The sequence below is a fragment of the Nesterenkonia suensis genome (genome assembly GCF_054782935.1).
In genome coordinates this window covers 16,781-31,545 of sequence record NZ_BAAGRN010000011.1, presented here as the reverse complement: position 1 = coordinate 31,545, position 14,765 = coordinate 16,781, and the positions used below count along the sequence as shown (strand labels likewise).

15 protein-coding genes are annotated in these 14,765 nt (G+C 70.3%); 7 read left to right on the top strand and 8 right to left on the bottom strand.

Annotated elements, in window-relative coordinates; translation table 11 throughout:
* Nucleotides 1-4 precede the first annotated feature (4 nt).
* From ACYVKI_RS12685 to ACYVKI_RS12675, 3 genes are read left to right on the top strand one after another with little or no spacing between them, the layout of a single operon-like run.
* Complete coding sequence (locus tag ACYVKI_RS12685; RefSeq protein ID WP_460690731.1) at nt 5-1,672, top strand: phenylacetate--CoA ligase family protein; 1,668 nt, start codon at nt 5-7, stop codon at nt 1,670-1,672.
* Between the two features lie 2 nt (nt 1,673-1,674).
* The gene (locus tag ACYVKI_RS12680; protein WP_460690730.1) at nt 1,675-2,235 is read left to right on the top strand and encodes a hypothetical protein; all 561 of its coding nucleotides are present in this window, start codon (nt 1,675-1,677) and stop codon (nt 2,233-2,235) included.
* Nucleotides 2,235-4,286 carry a hypothetical protein gene (locus ACYVKI_RS12675; RefSeq protein ID WP_460690729.1) on the top strand — a complete coding sequence of 684 codons (2,052 nt, stop codon included), beginning with the start codon at nt 2,235-2,237 and terminating at the stop codon, nt 4,284-4,286. Before ACYVKI_RS12680 ends, ACYVKI_RS12675 begins: the two co-directional genes overlap by 1 nt.
* 12 nt (nt 4,287-4,298) lie before the next feature.
* On the opposite strand, the gene ACYVKI_RS12670 is transcribed toward ACYVKI_RS12675, so the two are convergent.
* The 3 genes from ACYVKI_RS12670 to ACYVKI_RS12660 form a co-directional block, all read right to left on the bottom strand.
* Nucleotides 4,299-4,874, bottom strand: a complete 576-nt coding sequence (locus ACYVKI_RS12670) for a protein-L-isoaspartate O-methyltransferase family protein (RefSeq protein ID WP_460690728.1) — start codon at nt 4,872-4,874, stop codon at nt 4,299-4,301.
* A 61-nt stretch (nt 4,875-4,935) separates the two neighbouring features.
* A complete protein-coding gene (locus ACYVKI_RS12665) occupies nt 4,936-5,871 on the bottom strand; it encodes an aldo/keto reductase (RefSeq protein ID WP_460690727.1) in 936 nt (311 codons plus the stop codon).
* A 9-nt stretch (nt 5,872-5,880) separates the two neighbouring features.
* Nucleotides 5,881-7,467, bottom strand: a complete 1,587-nt coding sequence (locus ACYVKI_RS12660) for an NAD-dependent epimerase/dehydratase family protein (RefSeq protein WP_460690726.1) — start codon at nt 7,465-7,467, stop codon at nt 5,881-5,883.
* Between the two features lie 295 nt (nt 7,468-7,762).
* On the opposite strand from ACYVKI_RS12660, the gene ACYVKI_RS12655 reads away from it, so the two are divergent.
* A complete protein-coding gene (locus tag ACYVKI_RS12655) occupies nt 7,763-8,107 on the top strand; it encodes a VOC family protein (protein ID WP_460690725.1) in 345 nt (114 codons plus the stop codon).
* Between the two features lie 9 nt (nt 8,108-8,116).
* Here ACYVKI_RS12655 and ACYVKI_RS12650 read toward each other — a convergent pair whose 3' ends face one another.
* The gene (locus ACYVKI_RS12650) at nt 8,117-9,178 is read right to left on the bottom strand and encodes an alcohol dehydrogenase catalytic domain-containing protein (protein ID WP_460690724.1); all 1,062 of its coding nucleotides are present in this window, start codon (nt 9,176-9,178) and stop codon (nt 8,117-8,119) included.
* Between the two features lie 441 nt (nt 9,179-9,619).
* Between ACYVKI_RS12650 and ACYVKI_RS12645 the strand changes: the two genes are divergently transcribed.
* The gene (locus ACYVKI_RS12645; protein WP_460690723.1) at nt 9,620-10,345 is read left to right on the top strand and encodes a maleylpyruvate isomerase family mycothiol-dependent enzyme; all 726 of its coding nucleotides are present in this window, start codon (nt 9,620-9,622) and stop codon (nt 10,343-10,345) included.
* Here ACYVKI_RS12645 and ACYVKI_RS12640 read toward each other — a convergent pair.
* Both ACYVKI_RS12640 and ACYVKI_RS12635 read right to left on the bottom strand, forming a co-directional pair.
* Nucleotides 10,335-11,249, bottom strand: a complete 915-nt coding sequence (locus ACYVKI_RS12640; RefSeq protein ID WP_460690722.1) for an NADP-dependent oxidoreductase — start codon at nt 11,247-11,249, stop codon at nt 10,335-10,337. The two genes, ACYVKI_RS12645 and ACYVKI_RS12640, sit on opposite strands and share 11 nt — an antisense overlap.
* A gap of 56 nt (nt 11,250-11,305) precedes the next feature.
* Nucleotides 11,306-12,064 (bottom strand): GNAT family N-acetyltransferase, encoded by a 759-nt coding sequence (locus tag ACYVKI_RS12635; RefSeq protein ID WP_460690721.1) that lies wholly within the window; start codon nt 12,062-12,064, stop codon nt 11,306-11,308.
* Nucleotides 12,065-12,124: 60 nt separating this feature from the next.
* Between ACYVKI_RS12635 and ACYVKI_RS12630 the strand changes: the two genes are divergently transcribed.
* Nucleotides 12,125-12,952 carry an aldo/keto reductase gene (locus ACYVKI_RS12630; RefSeq protein WP_460690720.1) on the top strand — a complete coding sequence of 276 codons (828 nt, stop codon included), beginning with the start codon at nt 12,125-12,127 and terminating at the stop codon, nt 12,950-12,952.
* A 23-nt stretch (nt 12,953-12,975) separates the two neighbouring features.
* Here the strand turns inward: ACYVKI_RS12630 and ACYVKI_RS12625 are convergent, their stop codons facing one another.
* Nucleotides 12,976-13,434, bottom strand: a complete 459-nt coding sequence (locus ACYVKI_RS12625) for a GNAT family N-acetyltransferase (protein WP_460690719.1) — start codon at nt 13,432-13,434, stop codon at nt 12,976-12,978.
* The gene (locus ACYVKI_RS12620) at nt 13,431-14,231 is read right to left on the bottom strand and encodes an alpha/beta fold hydrolase (RefSeq protein WP_460690718.1); all 801 of its coding nucleotides are present in this window, start codon (nt 14,229-14,231) and stop codon (nt 13,431-13,433) included. The genes ACYVKI_RS12625 and ACYVKI_RS12620 overlap by 4 nt, the downstream gene beginning before the upstream one ends.
* 84 nt (nt 14,232-14,315) lie before the next feature.
* Between ACYVKI_RS12620 and arfB the strand changes: the two genes are divergently transcribed.
* Nucleotides 14,316-14,756, top strand: coding sequence for an alternative ribosome rescue aminoacyl-tRNA hydrolase ArfB (gene arfB, locus ACYVKI_RS12615; RefSeq protein WP_460690717.1), 441 nt, complete (start codon nt 14,316-14,318; stop codon nt 14,754-14,756).
* The last annotated feature ends 9 nt before the right edge of the window (nt 14,757-14,765 follow it).

Sequence of the window (14,765 nt, the reverse complement as noted above, 5' to 3'; positions counted from 1 at the left end):
CCTCATGGCGCCCTCCACCCTGCTGTCCTCGCTCAAGACCCTCCGTCTGCGCCCCGTCGTGCCTGACGTGGAGCAGGCCCATCTGCGGCGCCTGCCGATCCGTCGCGGCCCGGTCAACATCGCCCGGCAGGTGATGCTGCGCTCGGCGAACCTGGGCCTGACGGCGGCCTACCGTCTCTACCGCACCGACCCGCTGCTGTGGCGGTTCACCGCCCGGAACTACCACCCCGCCCTGGAACGCTTCGCCCAGCTCAACGCCTGGATGATCTGCCAGCACGCCTCCCTCGACGTGCCCGCCTACCAGGACTACCTGGCCCGCACCGGCTACCGGTTCAGCTGGTGGGACCTGGCCTCCTACACTCCGACGTCCAAGGACGAGTACGTCCGGCGCTACGAGGAGGCCACCCGGTGCTGGCGAGGACGCATCGACGTCGCCGGCACCGTGGTGGACGAGTCCTCCGGCTCCTCGGGCACCCCCTTCAACTGGATGCGCTCCAAGCAGGAGCTCGACACCGTGCACAAGAACGTGGCCGGCTATGTGACGACCCTCTTCGGCGAGGAGAACCTGTTCTGCATCAACGCGTTCTCCATGGGCGCCTGGGCCACCGGCACCAACACCGGACAGGCCATGGCCAAGATCGCCATGGTCAAGAACACGGGCCCGGATCTGGAGAAGATCCTGGACACGATGCGCCACTTCGGCCCACGGTTCACCTACCTGATCACCGCCTACCCACCCTTCCTGAAGCATCTGACCGACCGGCTGGAAGCCGCCGGGGACGAGTTCGCTGAGTTCCGACTCAACGGCTTCGTCGGCGGCGAGGCGATGACCGAGGGGCTGCGAGACCACCTCCAGCGCCGCTTCCACCGGGTCTATTCCGGCTACGGGGCCTCGGACCTGACCATCGGCATGGGCGGGGAGACTGACCTGTCCGTGACCCTGCGTCGCGAGCTGATCAGCAACCCGGACTTCCGCGCGCGGGTCCTCGGCGAGGACGAGACCCGCATCCCGATGGTCTTCCAGTACAACCCGCTGGAGACCTACCTGGAGACCACGGAGGACAACGAGCTGGTGGTCACCATCAACTCGGCGGCGGTGATGAGCCCGCGTCTCCGCTACAACATCGGCGACGAGGCCCGCCTGCTCTCCTTCCCTCAGATGGTGGAGCTCAGCGCCGACTTCCCCGAGCTCGTGCCGCGGCTCAAAAGCGCCTACCGACATCAGCGGATGAAGCTGCCCTTTCTGCTGCTGTTCGGCCGCAGCGACTCGACGATCTCCTACATGGGGGCGAACATCTACCCGGTGGACGTGCAGAACGGCCTGTACCGGGACCCGCAGATCGCTCGGCTCATCGAGTCCTTTCAAATCGAGCTGCAGCAGACCGATGAGCTGGAGCAGCGTCCGACCCTGCACGTGCAGCTGCATGATCCGCAGCTCCACCCCGAGGCCGACCTCGACGACGACGCCCGCGCCCGCCTGGCCGAGACGCTGGCCGCCGGAGTGCTCAAGCATCTGGCCACCGTCTCCCGAGACGTCGCCGAATCCCTGGAGGAGGATGACAGCGCCGGAGATCTGCGCGTCCACGTCCACCCCTGGCGCACGGGCCCCTTCGCCGACGACGCCTCGCGACGGAAGATCAAGAACGTCTATCTCAGGACCGGGGAGGGCTGAGCATGCGCACCCGCGACTTCTCCGCCTGCCGAGCGCCGCAGGCCCGCACCGGGGCGCTGTTCCTCGGCTGCAACGAGTACCGCACCCCCAAGGCGTTCGCCGAGCAGCTGATCACCTGGGCCCCGCTGGCCCGCGCGCTGAAGAACGCGCCGGGCTACCTGTGGCACCGCAGCTACTACGAGTTCCCGCTGCGCATCGGCCTGGTGGTGTGCTTCGACTCCCGGCAGTCGCTGATGGCCTTCGCCAAGGCCCCGGAGCACCAGGCGATCATGCACTGGCTGGTCGGGACCTCTCCCGAGACCGGCACCCGCTCCGCCAACCCGACGCAGGCTCCGGTGGCCGGCGGGTTCATCCGCATCCTGCAGGCCGAGGACGTCGGCTATGTCAACGGCACCTGGCGGGCCGACGGCGAGGAGCTGCGCATGGTGGAACGCTGGCAGGACCAGCGCCCCGGAGACCGCAGTCCCGGCGATCTCACCCCGGAGCTTCGCGCCACGGTGACCGGGGCCGGCCGGCTCACGGCGCTGGTCCATGCGCTGAACCCGCTGCGCCGGAGGCGCTGATGCCGACGTCGCAGCTCACCGTGGAGACGGTGCTCACGGCGGCGGCCTGCGAGGAGTTCCTGGCGTTGGGCGCCCCGGACCCCCGTGACGTCCCCCTGCTGGCCGACGATGTGCGCGCCTGGTTCCGCGGGGAGCATCCCCACGTGGACTCGGTGGACCTGCTGCTGGTCCGCGACGACGACGGCGCCCCGGTGGGCCGCTGCCTCACCCACCGGTCCAGCGAAGCCGACGCCGTGCTCTCCGCCGACCTGGGGCCCGGCCCCTTCCAGCTCTTCGGCGCGGTGGAGGCCGGATCCGCCACGGTGCTGCGCGTGCTGTTGGAGGAGATCCACCGGCGGGCGGAGACCACGGGAGCGACGGGCGTGTTCGGGCCGGTGGCCCTGCTGCCGAATCAGCTCGGCGGGGCCCTGACCGGAGGCTGCGAGCACCCGGGGTTCTACGATTCGCCCTGGACTCCGCCGCTGCTGGCCGAGACGCTCACCGCCGAGGGTTTCGACTCCTGGTACCCGGCGGCCACCTGGGAGGTTCCGGTGCGCAGCGTCCCTCCCGAGCGGCGGCGACGCCCCACCGCAGCCGAGCTCTCCTCCGCAGGGGTGCGACGTGTGCCCGCCTCCCGGCTGCGACTGCGCGGGGTGCGCGGCCAGGTGGAGATGCTGCGACGCGGGCTCAACGCCTCCTTCGCCCAGCTGCCCTACTACACGCCGATCTCTCGGCGACAGATGGTCCGCCAGACCGCGGGCCTGGAGCTGCTGATGGATCCGCGGCTGATGGTGCTGCTCGCTGATGACTCCGGGACGCTGGCGAGCTTCGCCCTGGTGGTGCCGGACCCGGCCCCGCTGCTGCGGCGTTCCCGCGGGGAGCTGGGGCTCCGTCAGCTTCCGGCGCTGCTCCGGCGGGGTCGACTCCGGGGCCGGCTCCGGGACGCGGTGCTCATCGTCCAGGGCACCCGGCCCGACCGGCAGGGCCACGGCCTGCTCTCGCTGGTCGCCCGCGAGCTGTTCGCGGAGCTGCATGCGGGCGACTGGGAGCACCTGCGAGTCACGTTCATCGGCGAGGAGAATCCCGCATCTGCGGCAGTGTTCGCGCAGGCCGGGGGTCGACCGCTGCACCGGCTGAGCTTCTTCCGCCGCCGGCTGCCCCACCGTGGCGAGCCGCCGAACCCGCTGGCCTGGTGCCAGGTGGCGTCGCGCGCCCCCAGCGCCCACAACACCCAACCCTGGGAGCCGCGGCTCCTCGACGGTGGGGCGCGTCTCGAGCTGACGGTGGACTCTGCGCGCACGCTGCCGGTGGGCGACCCGGAACACCGCGACCTCCACCTGAGTCTGGGGGCGTGGATCGAGTGCTTCGCCGTCGCCGCGGCCGCCGACGGCCAGAAGCTCCGGATCGCGGATCTCCACGGGGTCGGGCCCGAGATGCGGATCACCCTGACCTGGACTCCGGGCGAGGCGCAGGAGGTGACCGCCGACGTCGACGATGTGCTCGGCCGCCGTGTCCACCGCGGCCGACTGCAGCCCCCGGCGAAGCTGCCCCTGCCGGAGGGCTTCCACATCCTCGATGCTCTGGACGCCGATCCGTTGGAACGACGCGCGGGCCGACACCTGGCCTCCTCCCCGGCCCTGGTGGCGGAGCTGCTGGACTGGCTGCGCCTGGACCCGGCGGATCCCCGCTGGCATGAGGACGGCCTCTCCGCGGAATGTCTTCAGCTGCCCCCAGCGATGCGTAGGATCCTGCACCATGGGCTGCGAGCGCTGCGCCCCGTGCTGCCGACCCTGCTGGGCCGGGTCTCCCCACCGCTGGCCGGGGCCGGCACCGGTGTCCCGGTGGTCATGGAGACGGCGGACCTCTCCCCCGCCGGACTGCTGGGGGCCGGCCGAGAGCTCCAGCGGCTCTGGCTGGAGCTGCACCGGCAGGGACTGTCGGTGTCCCCGGCCTCACAGGTGATCGACTGCCCGTCCACTGCCCCCTCGCTGGGAGTAGAACACCCCGTGGCCTATTTCCGAGTGGGAATCCCTGACGACGTCCCGCCCCGCTCCGCCCGGAGACGGCGGTGAACCACCCGGGAGTCAGCGCAGCGGCACGAATCGGTACTGGCCATGCACCGTGGCTTCGACGCCCTCGGCCGTACGGCAGATCCTGAGCATCTCGCCGACCACCGGCACCACGAGCACACCGTCGTCGTCGAGCTGGTCGATCAGCTCATAGGGGGTCTGTGGCGCGTCAGCAGAGACGAGGATCCGTCCGAAGGGCGCGGCCTCGGGCAGCCCCAGCACGTTCTGCTGGGCCTGCCGCACCTGCACCCAGGGCATCTGCTGCTCCGTGAGGGCCTCCTGGGCGCGCAGCACCAGCTCGGGGATCAGCTCCACACCGAACACCTCGCCCTGCGGGCCGACCAGGCGGCCCAGCAGCCCCGCGGACCAGCCGGAGCCGGAGCCGACGTCGAGCACCCGCTGTCCCGGGCGGACATCGAGCAGGCGCAACATGCGTGCGACCGTGCTGGGCTGAGAGTTGGTCTGCCCGTGGCCGATCGCCAGCGGTTCGTCGGCGGCGGCGAACCGTCGCTGCGGCCCCGGCAGGAAGTCGGCACGCGGCACTTCCTCCATCGCGCGAGCGACGGCGTCGGCGGCAACGGACTCGGTCATGGTCACTTCATGATAGGCGCCACCACCGTCCCCGGCGAAGGGTCCGGACTCCGGCCGCCGATCAGGGCACGGGGTGACCGGCCGCCCGCAGAAGCTCGTACCATTCGGACCTGGTCAGCGGAATCTCAGAACCTGCGGCGGCTTCAGCGACACGGTCCGGACGAGTGGTGCCCAGCACCACCTGGATGCCGGCGGGATGGCGGGTGATCCACGCCGTGGCGATCGCCGTCGGAGTGACGGCGTACTCATGCGCCAGGCGGTCCAGCACCGCGTTGAGCTCCGGGTACTGCCCAGAACCGATGAAGACTCCGTGGGGCGACTGATAGGGGGACCACGCCTGCAGCGTGATGCCGTTGATCCGGCAATACTCCACGATGCCTTCCCCGGTGGGTGAGACGGCGGCGCTCTGGTCCAGCGTGTTGGCCATGACGCCTTCCGCGAGGATCGCTGCATGCGGCAGCGAGAGCTGCATCTGATTGACCACCAGCGGCTGGGTGACCGCAGTGCGGAGCAGCTCGATCTGCCCCGGAGTGTGGTTCGAGACCCCGAAGTGGCGGACCTTCCCGGTGGAGGCCAGGTGGTCGAAGGCGCGAGCGACCTCCTCCGGCGCGACCAGGATGTCCGGCCGGTGGAGCAGCAGGACGTCGATGTGGTCGGTCTGCAGGGAACGCAGCGACTCCTCCGCCGACCTGACGATGTGCTCACTGGAGAGGTCGTAGTACGGGCCGTCCTTGACGATCCCGGCCTTCGTCTGCAGGGTGACCTCCTCGCGCTCAGCCGGGCTGAGCCGCAGCGCCTCGGCGAAGCGCCGTTCACACTCATGAGTGGTCAGCCCCGGACTGTAGATGTCCGCATGATCGAAGAAGTCGATCCCGGCCTCACGGGCCGCGCTGACGAGCTCACGGATCTGGTCATCGGACTTCTCCGCGATGCGCATCAGGCCGAGGGTGACGTTCGGGGCTGTGATGTCGGTCTGGAGGATGTTCTGTGTGCGCATGGTCACAGACTACTCGGGCAGGGCGTCCGGGCTGCTCCGGAAGGCCCGCCGACGCACATGACGATGCGCCTCCCGCAGCGCCATGAGCTGCCCCTCCGCGTCGTCGACCAACTGGGCGAACACCTCCTCCTCCACACCGAGGGCCTCGGCGTGCTCCTGCAGCACCAGCCACCCGTGCATCTTCGCGGTGATCGCACTGGACATCAGTTCGCATTCGAGCAGCAGTTCGGCGGGCGACCTGCGCAGCGGGGACCGACCATCAGGTTTCAGACGCGCGGCCTTCTCCCCCACCCAGGCCATCGCGGCGGTGACACCGGGACGTGGAAGGTCCTGACTGGTCATGAGCTTCTGCAGAAACGTGTGCTCCCAGCGGATCTCGTCGGCCACGGCGGACAGCTGGGGGAAGACCGGGGTGTCCTCGTAGGCCTCGGCCATGGCCTCGATGCGCTCCACCCCTGCGGTGGCGCCGGTGAGGTGGTCGGCCATGTACCGGCGCAGCAGAACGGCGTCGATATCCTGGGGCAGCTGATGCCCGGAGGCGGGCAGCGGAGTGGTGTCCACCCGAGGACCTGACCGGGGTCGCATCGGGATCGAGGCAGCGCCGTCACCGGAGGCCATCCCGCGCAGGAGACTGTCCGCCGCCTCGGCGGCGCTGCGCCGAGGATGCCATCCCAGCTCGTCACGAGCACGGCTGGTGTCCATGATCGGGGCTTTCAGGCCCATGTCCAGCCAGCCTTCATCGGCGGGCAGCACGCGCACCCGGTGCGCGGTCCGCATCGCGGCGCGCAGTGCGCCGGCGGGCAGCACCACGGCGCGACCCTTCCCTCCGGAGATGATCTGTGCCAGCCGCTGGGCGTCCAGGAGGTCATCGGCAGCGATGTTGAAGGCCCCACGGGCTCCCTGCAGGACGGCTTCGATGGAGGCGGCGGCGACGTCGGCGGCGTGCACCGCCTGGGCACGGATGCCCCGCGGCAGCGGCACCACCGGCGGGCGGACCGCGTCGAGCACCTGCACCGGTGCCCACCGTCCGGCGAAGTAGCGCTGGATCTGCGAGCCCGCGCAGCCTTGGAAGATCAGGCTCGGGCGCAGGCGTGCCAGGGCGATGTCCGGATGCTCGGCCTCGAACTCGTCCAGCACCCGCTCCTGGGCCGACTTGTCCATGCTGTCAGGGGATCCGGGGATCCCCTGGGTGGGCCAGTCCTCGCTGCGCGGCTGGTCGTCGTCGACCGGCGAATAGGCCCCCACTGACGAGGCGACGGCGATCCGCGGCACTCCCGCCGCGGCGGCGGCCTCGAGCACGTGACGGGTGCCCTCCACGTTGACCTGGCGCAGCAGCTCCCGCTGCGTGTTCGGTTGGACCAGCCAGGCCAGGTGGATGACGGCGTCGACGTCGCGGAAGGCCTCCGCCAGTACCTCCCGGGACTTCGGGAACTGGATGTCGCAGGTGGTCCATTCGGGGTGGGAATAGGGTTCGGTGTCCGTGTCAGGGAGACGGCGGGCGATGCCGAGCACAGAGCTGACCTCCGGACGGAGATGCAGATCCCTGAGCACGGCCGTTCCGGTGTTCCCGGTGGCTCCGACGACGGCGATGCGCACGGCGTCCTCCTTCTCCTCGGCGGCCTGGACCTGGTGGTCCTTCCCTACAAGACCATGCCGAGACTCAGGGCACAAGACCGCGTCAGATCAGCAGGTTCAGCAGTCCCAGCCCCACCGGGAAGGACCGCTGCGCGAGGTTCACCGCGAGGAAGGAGGAGACGGTGGAGCTCAGGAGGGTCGTCACCGGGCAGCAGTCAGCCGAGGAGGTCGAGTCCGATCACGGCACCGTGCTCATCCCGCGCGGCGCGGGCGGCGGGCCTTTGTCCAGGATCCGCTGACGGCGTTGCATAGGAGCATGACGGTACAGCGTGTCACAGCCCTCCTCACCGTGGAGGATCTCCCCGCCGCCATCCGCCAGCACCGCCAGGTCCTGGGACTCGAGGTGGTGATGGACCTCGGGTGGGTGGCGTTCCTGGCCGATGACGCCGGGCATCAGCTCGGGCTGATCACCCGGGATGCCTCCGCGCCGGTGAACCCGGAGGTCTCGGTGTTCGTCGACGACGTCGACGAGGCCCACCGGCTCGCGCAGGAGGCCGGCGCGGAGATCGTCCACCCGTTGACAGTGGAGGCCTGGGGCGTGAAGAGGTTCTTCTACCGAGACGCCTCGGGCCGGGTGGTCAATGTCGGACGGCATGTGTGACACCACCGCTCAGCGCCGCGGGTCGACCATCGTGATGCCGGGCTGGGCCGCATCGGCCATGGTGGGCAGGGCGGCGGCCGCCTCTTCCAGGCCGATGGTCCGGGTGAGGAGCCGCTCCGGGTCCAGTCGACCGTCGGCGATCAGCGCGAGCATCCCCGGATAGGCGCCGGCCGCCATACCGTGGCTGCCCAGGACGTCCAGCTCCCAGGCGATGACCCGGTCCATCGGAACCCGCGGGTGACCCTCTGCGGCCGGCAGCAGCCCGATCTGCACGTGTCGGCCGTGACGGCGGAGGCTGTGGATCGCATCCGTGCAGGTCTGTTCGGAGCCCACGGCGTCGACGGCGACGTGGGCCCCGCCGCCCGTGAGGGCCATGACACAGGCGGGGACGTCGTCGCCCTGGCCCGGTGTCTCTGAAGCCTGCGGAGTGAGGATCGTCTGCGCAGCACCCAGGCTGCGGGCCAGGTCGAGCGCCGCCTGACTGCGATCCACCGCGATCACCTCCGCGCCGAGCGCGTGGCCGATCATCACAGCGCTGAGCCCGACGCCGCCGGCACCGACCACCACGAGGGTCTCGCCGGCACTGATCCGGGCCCGTCCGACCAGCCCCCGATACGCGGTGGCGAATCGACAGCCGAGACTCGCCGCCGCCTGTGAGCTCACGCCGTCCGGGATGGCGACGAGGTTGGCGTCGGCGGCGTGCAGGACGACCTGCTCAGCGAAGGATCCCCACTGGGTGAAGCCCGGCTGCTCCTGGCGCGGGCAGACCTGCGGCTCCCCCTGAAGGCACCAGCGGCACCTGCCACAGCCACACACAAAGGGCACGGTGACACGGTCCCCGGGGCCCCACTTCTCCACTCCGGTGCCGACCGCCTGGATGATCCCCGCCAGCTCATGGCCCGGCACATGCGGCCAGGCGATGTCCTCGTGCCCCGCCCAGGCGTGCCAGTCGCTGCGGCACAGGCCGGTGGCCTGCACGGCGACGACGATGCCGCCGTCCGGAACACTCGGGGCGAACACCTCACGCACCTCAGGACGGGCACGGACCTCATCGATGACGACTGCTCGCATGGGAAGAAGCATGGCACGGTTCGGTGCTGGAAGGTCTGATCCGGCCTCTCCGGGACGTGTCAGAGGGGGTGGATAGCGTGGAATACATGGAGGACGAGCCGCAACGCGCACAGCGGAGCACTGACCCGCAGGGTCAGCCTCCGGTGCCGCCTGGGCGCGTGTGCCTGCCTGATGAGCCCGAGCTCGCGGAGGCCCGGAAACTGGTCCTCACCGCCCGACAAGCCGAAGCCCGAGCCCTCACCGGCGTACCGGGCCGGCCGAACCCGTCGATCTGCTCCACAGCAGGCACCGCATCCACATCCGCGCCCACCCCTGACCACCACAGCGCCCACCACAGCGCCCACCACATGCACCGCCCCACACGCTGAGGACGGCACCCCCTCAGGTGCCGCCCTCAGCATGTCCACCCCGCTCCATGGCTTCCGCCGCTACGCTGTCTCCATGAGTGACGTTTCCCGTCGCACTGATATCGACCACCTCCCCCTGCTCGCCGGACTGCAGAGGGAGTTCCACGCGCACCTGCTCGTCGCCGACCCTGACTCACCGGTGCCTGCCTGTGGCCCGTGGACTGTCCGGGACCTCACTGTGCATCTCAGTGACGTCTACGTGTGGGCCGCAGGTATGGCGCAGGGCCACGCCTCGACCCCGGACGAGGAACAGACTGTGGAACATCCCCAGGATCCCGCCGCGCGTTACCGGACGTGCGCCGATCACCTGCACAGCACACTCACTCGCCTCAGCCCCGACGCTTCCGCTCGGACCTTCGGAGGCGACGGGACGGCGTCGTTCTGGCATCGCCGCCAGCTGCACGAGACCCTGATCCACCTCGATGACCTCGCCGTTGCCCTCGACGCCGACCCACCACAGGTGGCGGCGGCGGTCTGGGCCGACTCGATCGATGAGATCGTCACCGTCATGCATCCCCGTCAGCTGCGGCGGGGACGGGCGGAGCCGCCGTCGTCGCCGGTGCGGATCAACGCCACAGACGCCGAGACCAGCTGGACCATGCCCGCCGACGCAGAAGACCCGGCCGCGGAGATCCGCGGCCGGGCCCAGGACGTCGCTCTGCTGCTGTGGGGGCGGCGCGACCTCACGACCGCATCTCTCGAGGTGGGCGGTGACCGCAGCGCCGTGCAGGAGCTGCTGGATCAGCCGATCACTCCGTGACGTCGAGGATGATCTTCCCGGATCCGTCACCGGACTGATTGTGCCTCATCGCCTCGGCCGCCTGCTCGAGCGGGACGTGCCGGTCGATCTCCACGCGCAGGGTGCCGTCTGCGACCTTCGTCAGGAGCTGCGCCAGCTTCTGGCCGTCGGGGCGCACCCACACCCAGCGACCGCCGTGCTCCTCCACCGCGGGGTCCGCGATCGACACGTGGCGACCGCCCTCGGCCAGCACGGCCAGCGTCTGCTGGAGCACTCCCCCGGCGAAGTCCGCCACGGCGGTGACGCCTGCGGGCGCCAGCTCGCGGACGCGCTCTTCGAGCCCCTCACCATAGGTCAGCGGCTCCACTCCCAGGGCTCGGAGCTTCTCATGATTCCGCTCCGAGGCGGTGCCGAGGACCCGCGCACCGTCAGCCGTCGCCAACTGGGCCGCGACGTGGCCCACGCCGCCGGAGGCGGCGTGGATCAGCAGGGTGTCGTCGCCGGACAGGCTCAGCGTCTCCAGGGAGCGCAGCGCGGTGAGCCCCACCAGCGGCAAACCCGCGGCATCATCGAAGGAGACGCCCTCGGGGACGCGTGCCACGGAGGCGGCCGGCACCGCCACGTACTCGGCGTAGGTGCCGCCGTGGACGACGTCCTTGCGGGCGTAGGACGCCACCCGGTCGCCGGGAGAGAACTCGGGGACGTCCGGGCCCACGGCCTCGACCACCCCGGAGACGTCCCAGCCCGGGATCACGGGGAAGATCGCGTCGAGCATGCCGTCGAGCGCTCCGGCCATGAGCTTCCAGTCCACGGGGTTGACCGCGGCTCGCTCCACCGCGATGAGCACCGCGCCGGGGCCCAGCTTCGGGGTCGGCTGCTCCGTGAGCTGCAGAGTGTCCGGGGAACCGTACTGGGAATAGGTCATCGCACGCATGGTGGCGGCAACCGACCCTGCCCCGCACACATTCCCGGTGTTCGCCCTCAGGTGAGCTGCCGGACGCCGGCCGCGACCCGAGAGAATCCGCAGGCCTTGAACAGTGCACGGTCCTGAGGGTCGGCGAAGTCGGCGAAGAGCCGCTGGTATCCGGCCGACCGCGCCTGCTCGGCGGCCCGCTGCACCAGAGACTCCCCCAGCTGGTGGTACTCGGGATCGAGGAGCAGCTCGCGCAGAACGGCATCCCGGTCCCCGTCACCGACCATCCGGATGAATCCCACCAGGCGTCCGGAGATCGTCGCCGTCACCCAGCTCTCCCGACCGTCGGCGGTGCGCGGAGACCAGGTCGACGTGTGCCCGTCCGGGTGGACTCGGGCGCGCAGGTCCTCCAGCTGCTCACCATCGAGCTCCCCGTCGACCTGCAGCAGCGACTCCCCCGCTGACGCACCGTCCTGCCGACGACGACGGCGTCCCGCGCGGCGCTCGGAACGATTCCTGGCGAAGGCCCCACCCAGGGAGGCGGCGATGGTGACGAACAGCCCCACAGCCAGCAGCGCGTAGAGCATGGTGAAGATCTTCGCCAGCGGGCTGCTCGGCGCCAGGTCCCCGTACCCGACGGTGAGGCCGCTGACCACGGAGAAGTAGAGGGCGTCGAGGACGGACCAGCCCTCGGTGAGCGTGTAGAAGATCGTGGCGCTGAGCACCAGCATCAGCAGGCTCAGCAGCGCCCCGCGGAACACGAGGTCCTGCCACGCCGTCCGGAGAGCAGAGAGGAAGCGGGTGAGCATCAGCGTCAGACCGAACATGACGGCATCCTACGCCGCCACCGAGCACCCCGGATCGATGCAGACGCGTATGCTCGGCCCATGGAACACCAGCAGCTGAACTCCGGAACCAGCATCCCGCGGATCGGGTACGGCACCGGCCGGTCGTCGGATCCGGCCAGGAACGTGGCAGCGGCCCTGCAGGCCGGCTACCGCCACGTCGACACAGCCCAGATGTACGGCAATGAGGCCGGCGTCGGCGAGGGCCTCCGCGCCTCGGGTGTCCCCCGGGACGACGTCTTCCTCACCACCAAGCTCGACAACGGCAACCACGCCCCCGACGACGTCGACCGCAGCCTGGACGAGTCGCTGTCCCGTCTCGACGTGGACGCCGTGGACCTGTTCCTCATCCACTGGCCCATGCCGATGCTGCAGATCGACTACGTCGACACCTGGCGGGCCATGATCGCCGCCGCTGAGTCCGGCCGGGCGCGAGCGATCGGCGTCTCCAACTTCGAATCCCACCACCTGGAGCGCATCATCGAGGCCACGGGGGTGTTCCCGTCCGTGGACCAGATCGAGGCGCACCCGTACTTCGCCAACGATGCGCTGCGCCGCTGGTGCTGGAACCACGGGATCGCCGTCGAAGCGTGGAGCCCGCTCGGCAAGGGCGACGACCTGTCAGATCCCGCCGTCGTCGAGCTGGCCGACCGGCTGGGGCGCACGCCGGCCCAGGTGATCCTGCGCTGGCACCTGCAGCGCGGCGACGTCGTCATCCCGAAGACCGACCATCCCGAACGGATGGCGAGCAACCTGGAGATCCTCGACTGGGACCTCCCCGCCGAGGACGCCGCCGTCCTCGACGCCCTGGATCGAGGCGAGAAGGGCCGTCGGACCGCGCACCCGGACCACGTGCCGGCGGCGGGCTGATCACCTGGACATCGGCTGCCCGCTCACCGGCCGCAGCGGTCCAACCGATCCCACGGCCACGCAGCATGGATCCAGTCGCGCACAGCCTCGGCCAACGGCCCGTCCAACGACGCGCGGTCGGCACGCACCCACGTCTGGACGGTGACATCGTGCTCAGGGCCCGGGGCCGGATACAGGTACACGCACCCGATGATCTCCCGATCCTGCGGGGCCAGGACTGTGAAGGTGAACCCCCGCCTCTGGGCGAAGTCCCGCGCGTGGCGCTCCAGGTCCTGGAGGTTCCGTTCCGGGCTCATGCCCTCACGGGGAGGCCAACTGCCGTCCGGATAGCCGGGGGTCGCGCGGATGTGCTCGATGCTGGAGGTCCAGGCCGCCAGGTCCGCGGCGTTGTGCTGCGGCCCCAGAGGCTCCAGCAGGAACTGATCCGTGGCCCACCCCGTGGGCGGATCGAAGTCCGTCGGGACGAAAGTGTGATCGGTCATGATCCGAGGAACTGCCGCAGGACTGCGGTGAAGACCTCGGGCTGGGCCGCATGGACCCAGTGGCCGGCGTCCTTGATGCGCAGCAGGTGCGCCTGAGGAAACATCTCCCGCATCACCGGCCGATGCTCGTCGGCGATGTAGTCCGAGTCAGCGCCGGCGACCCACAGCACCGGCCCGGTGAACTGCGCGTCTCCGGTGTCCGGGAAGCCGCCGATCTCGTCGAGTTCGGAGCGCAGCAGCTCCAGGTGGGGAAGCCAGCGGAACGAGCCGTCCTCACGGACCAGGCTCTGCAGCAGGAAGCCGCGCGTCATCGCGTCCGGGATCGGCTCCTGGAGCTGCGCGTCGGCCTCTCGACGTGAGTCCAGGCGAGACAGGTCGAGGGTGGCGAGGCTGTCCAGCAGATGGGCGAACTGACCCCTGGACCCCCCGGAGGCCACCGGAGAGATGTCCACCACCACGAGCCGATCGATCAGCTCGGGGTGCCGCAGGGCCAGCACCATGGCGACCTTGCCGCCCATGGAATGCCCCACCAGGTGGACGGGCCCTTCGGAGGCGACGCCGGACCGGAGCTCCGCGGCCACATGGTCAGCCATCTCGGTGTAGTCCACACGCTCGGTCCACCCGGACCTGCCGTGATCGGGCAGGTCCACCAGCAGGCTCCGATGCTCCGGGGTCAGCCCCTTCGCGATCTGGGTGAAGTTCTTCCCCTGTCCGAAAAGCCCATGCAGGAAGACCACCACCGGGCCGTCCTCCCCGATCAGGGTGGTGTGCAGGCTGAGATCCGTCGAGGTGTCCACGTCCCCAGCCTACTGGGGGCACGCTCAGCTTCCCACCGGGACCCGTGCGAGCGGCCGGACGCCGGATGCGGCAGACTCGTCCCCATGGACGATCTGTATGTCTTCCCCGGCCCTGGGGCGCCGCACGGGCTGCGCGTGCCGCAGGCCGAGCTGGACGAACAGTTCTCGCGCGCCTCCGGTCCGGGCGGACAAGGCGTGAACACCACAGACTCCCGCGTGCAGCTCAGCCTGGACCTCGCCGCGACGACGGCGCTGACCGAGGAGCAGCGTCAGCGGGTCCTGCACCGACTCGGCTCCCGGCTCACCGGGACCGTGCTGACCGTCAGCGCCTCGGAGCACCGGTCGCAGCGACGCAATCGGGCCGCCGCACGACAACGACTGGCCACCCAGCTGCGCGACGCCGTGGTCCCCGAGACCGCTCGTCGAGCGACCCGCCCCACTCGGGCCTCACGCCGTCGACGGCTGGAGGCGAAGCGACGTCGATCCGAGACCAAGCAGCACCGCCGTCGTCCTCGCGCCGAATGACGGCGCTCT

Excerpts from the sequence above, each read along its gene's own strand:
- ACYVKI_RS12685 (WP_460690731.1), top strand. The coding sequence starts at position 5 with ATGGCGCCCTCCACCCTGCTGTCCTCGCTCAAGACCCTCCGTCTGCGC.
- ACYVKI_RS12680 (WP_460690730.1), top strand. The coding sequence starts at position 1,675 with ATGCGCACCCGCGACTTCTCCGCCTGCCGAGCGCCGCAGGCCCGCACC.
- ACYVKI_RS12675 (WP_460690729.1), top strand. The coding sequence starts at position 2,235 with ATGCCGACGTCGCAGCTCACCGTGGAGACGGTGCTCACGGCGGCGGCC.
- ACYVKI_RS12670 (WP_460690728.1), bottom strand. The coding sequence starts at position 4,874 with ATGACCGAGTCCGTTGCCGCCGACGCCGTCGCTCGCGCGATGGAGGAA.
- ACYVKI_RS12665 (WP_460690727.1), bottom strand. The coding sequence starts at position 5,871 with ATGCGCACACAGAACATCCTCCAGACCGACATCACAGCCCCGAACGTC.
- ACYVKI_RS12655 (WP_460690725.1), top strand. The coding sequence starts at position 7,763 with ATGACGGTACAGCGTGTCACAGCCCTCCTCACCGTGGAGGATCTCCCC.
- ACYVKI_RS12650 (WP_460690724.1), bottom strand. The coding sequence starts at position 9,178 with ATGCGAGCAGTCGTCATCGATGAGGTCCGTGCCCGTCCTGAGGTGCGT.
- ACYVKI_RS12645 (WP_460690723.1), top strand. The coding sequence starts at position 9,620 with ATGAGTGACGTTTCCCGTCGCACTGATATCGACCACCTCCCCCTGCTC.
- ACYVKI_RS12640 (WP_460690722.1), bottom strand. The coding sequence starts at position 11,249 with ATGACCTATTCCCAGTACGGTTCCCCGGACACTCTGCAGCTCACGGAG.
- ACYVKI_RS12635 (WP_460690721.1), bottom strand. The coding sequence starts at position 12,064 with ATGTTCGGTCTGACGCTGATGCTCACCCGCTTCCTCTCTGCTCTCCGG.
- ACYVKI_RS12630 (WP_460690720.1), top strand. The coding sequence starts at position 12,125 with ATGGAACACCAGCAGCTGAACTCCGGAACCAGCATCCCGCGGATCGGG.
- ACYVKI_RS12625 (WP_460690719.1), bottom strand. The coding sequence starts at position 13,434 with ATGACCGATCACACTTTCGTCCCGACGGACTTCGATCCGCCCACGGGG.
- arfB (WP_460690717.1), top strand. The coding sequence starts at position 14,316 with ATGGACGATCTGTATGTCTTCCCCGGCCCTGGGGCGCCGCACGGGCTG.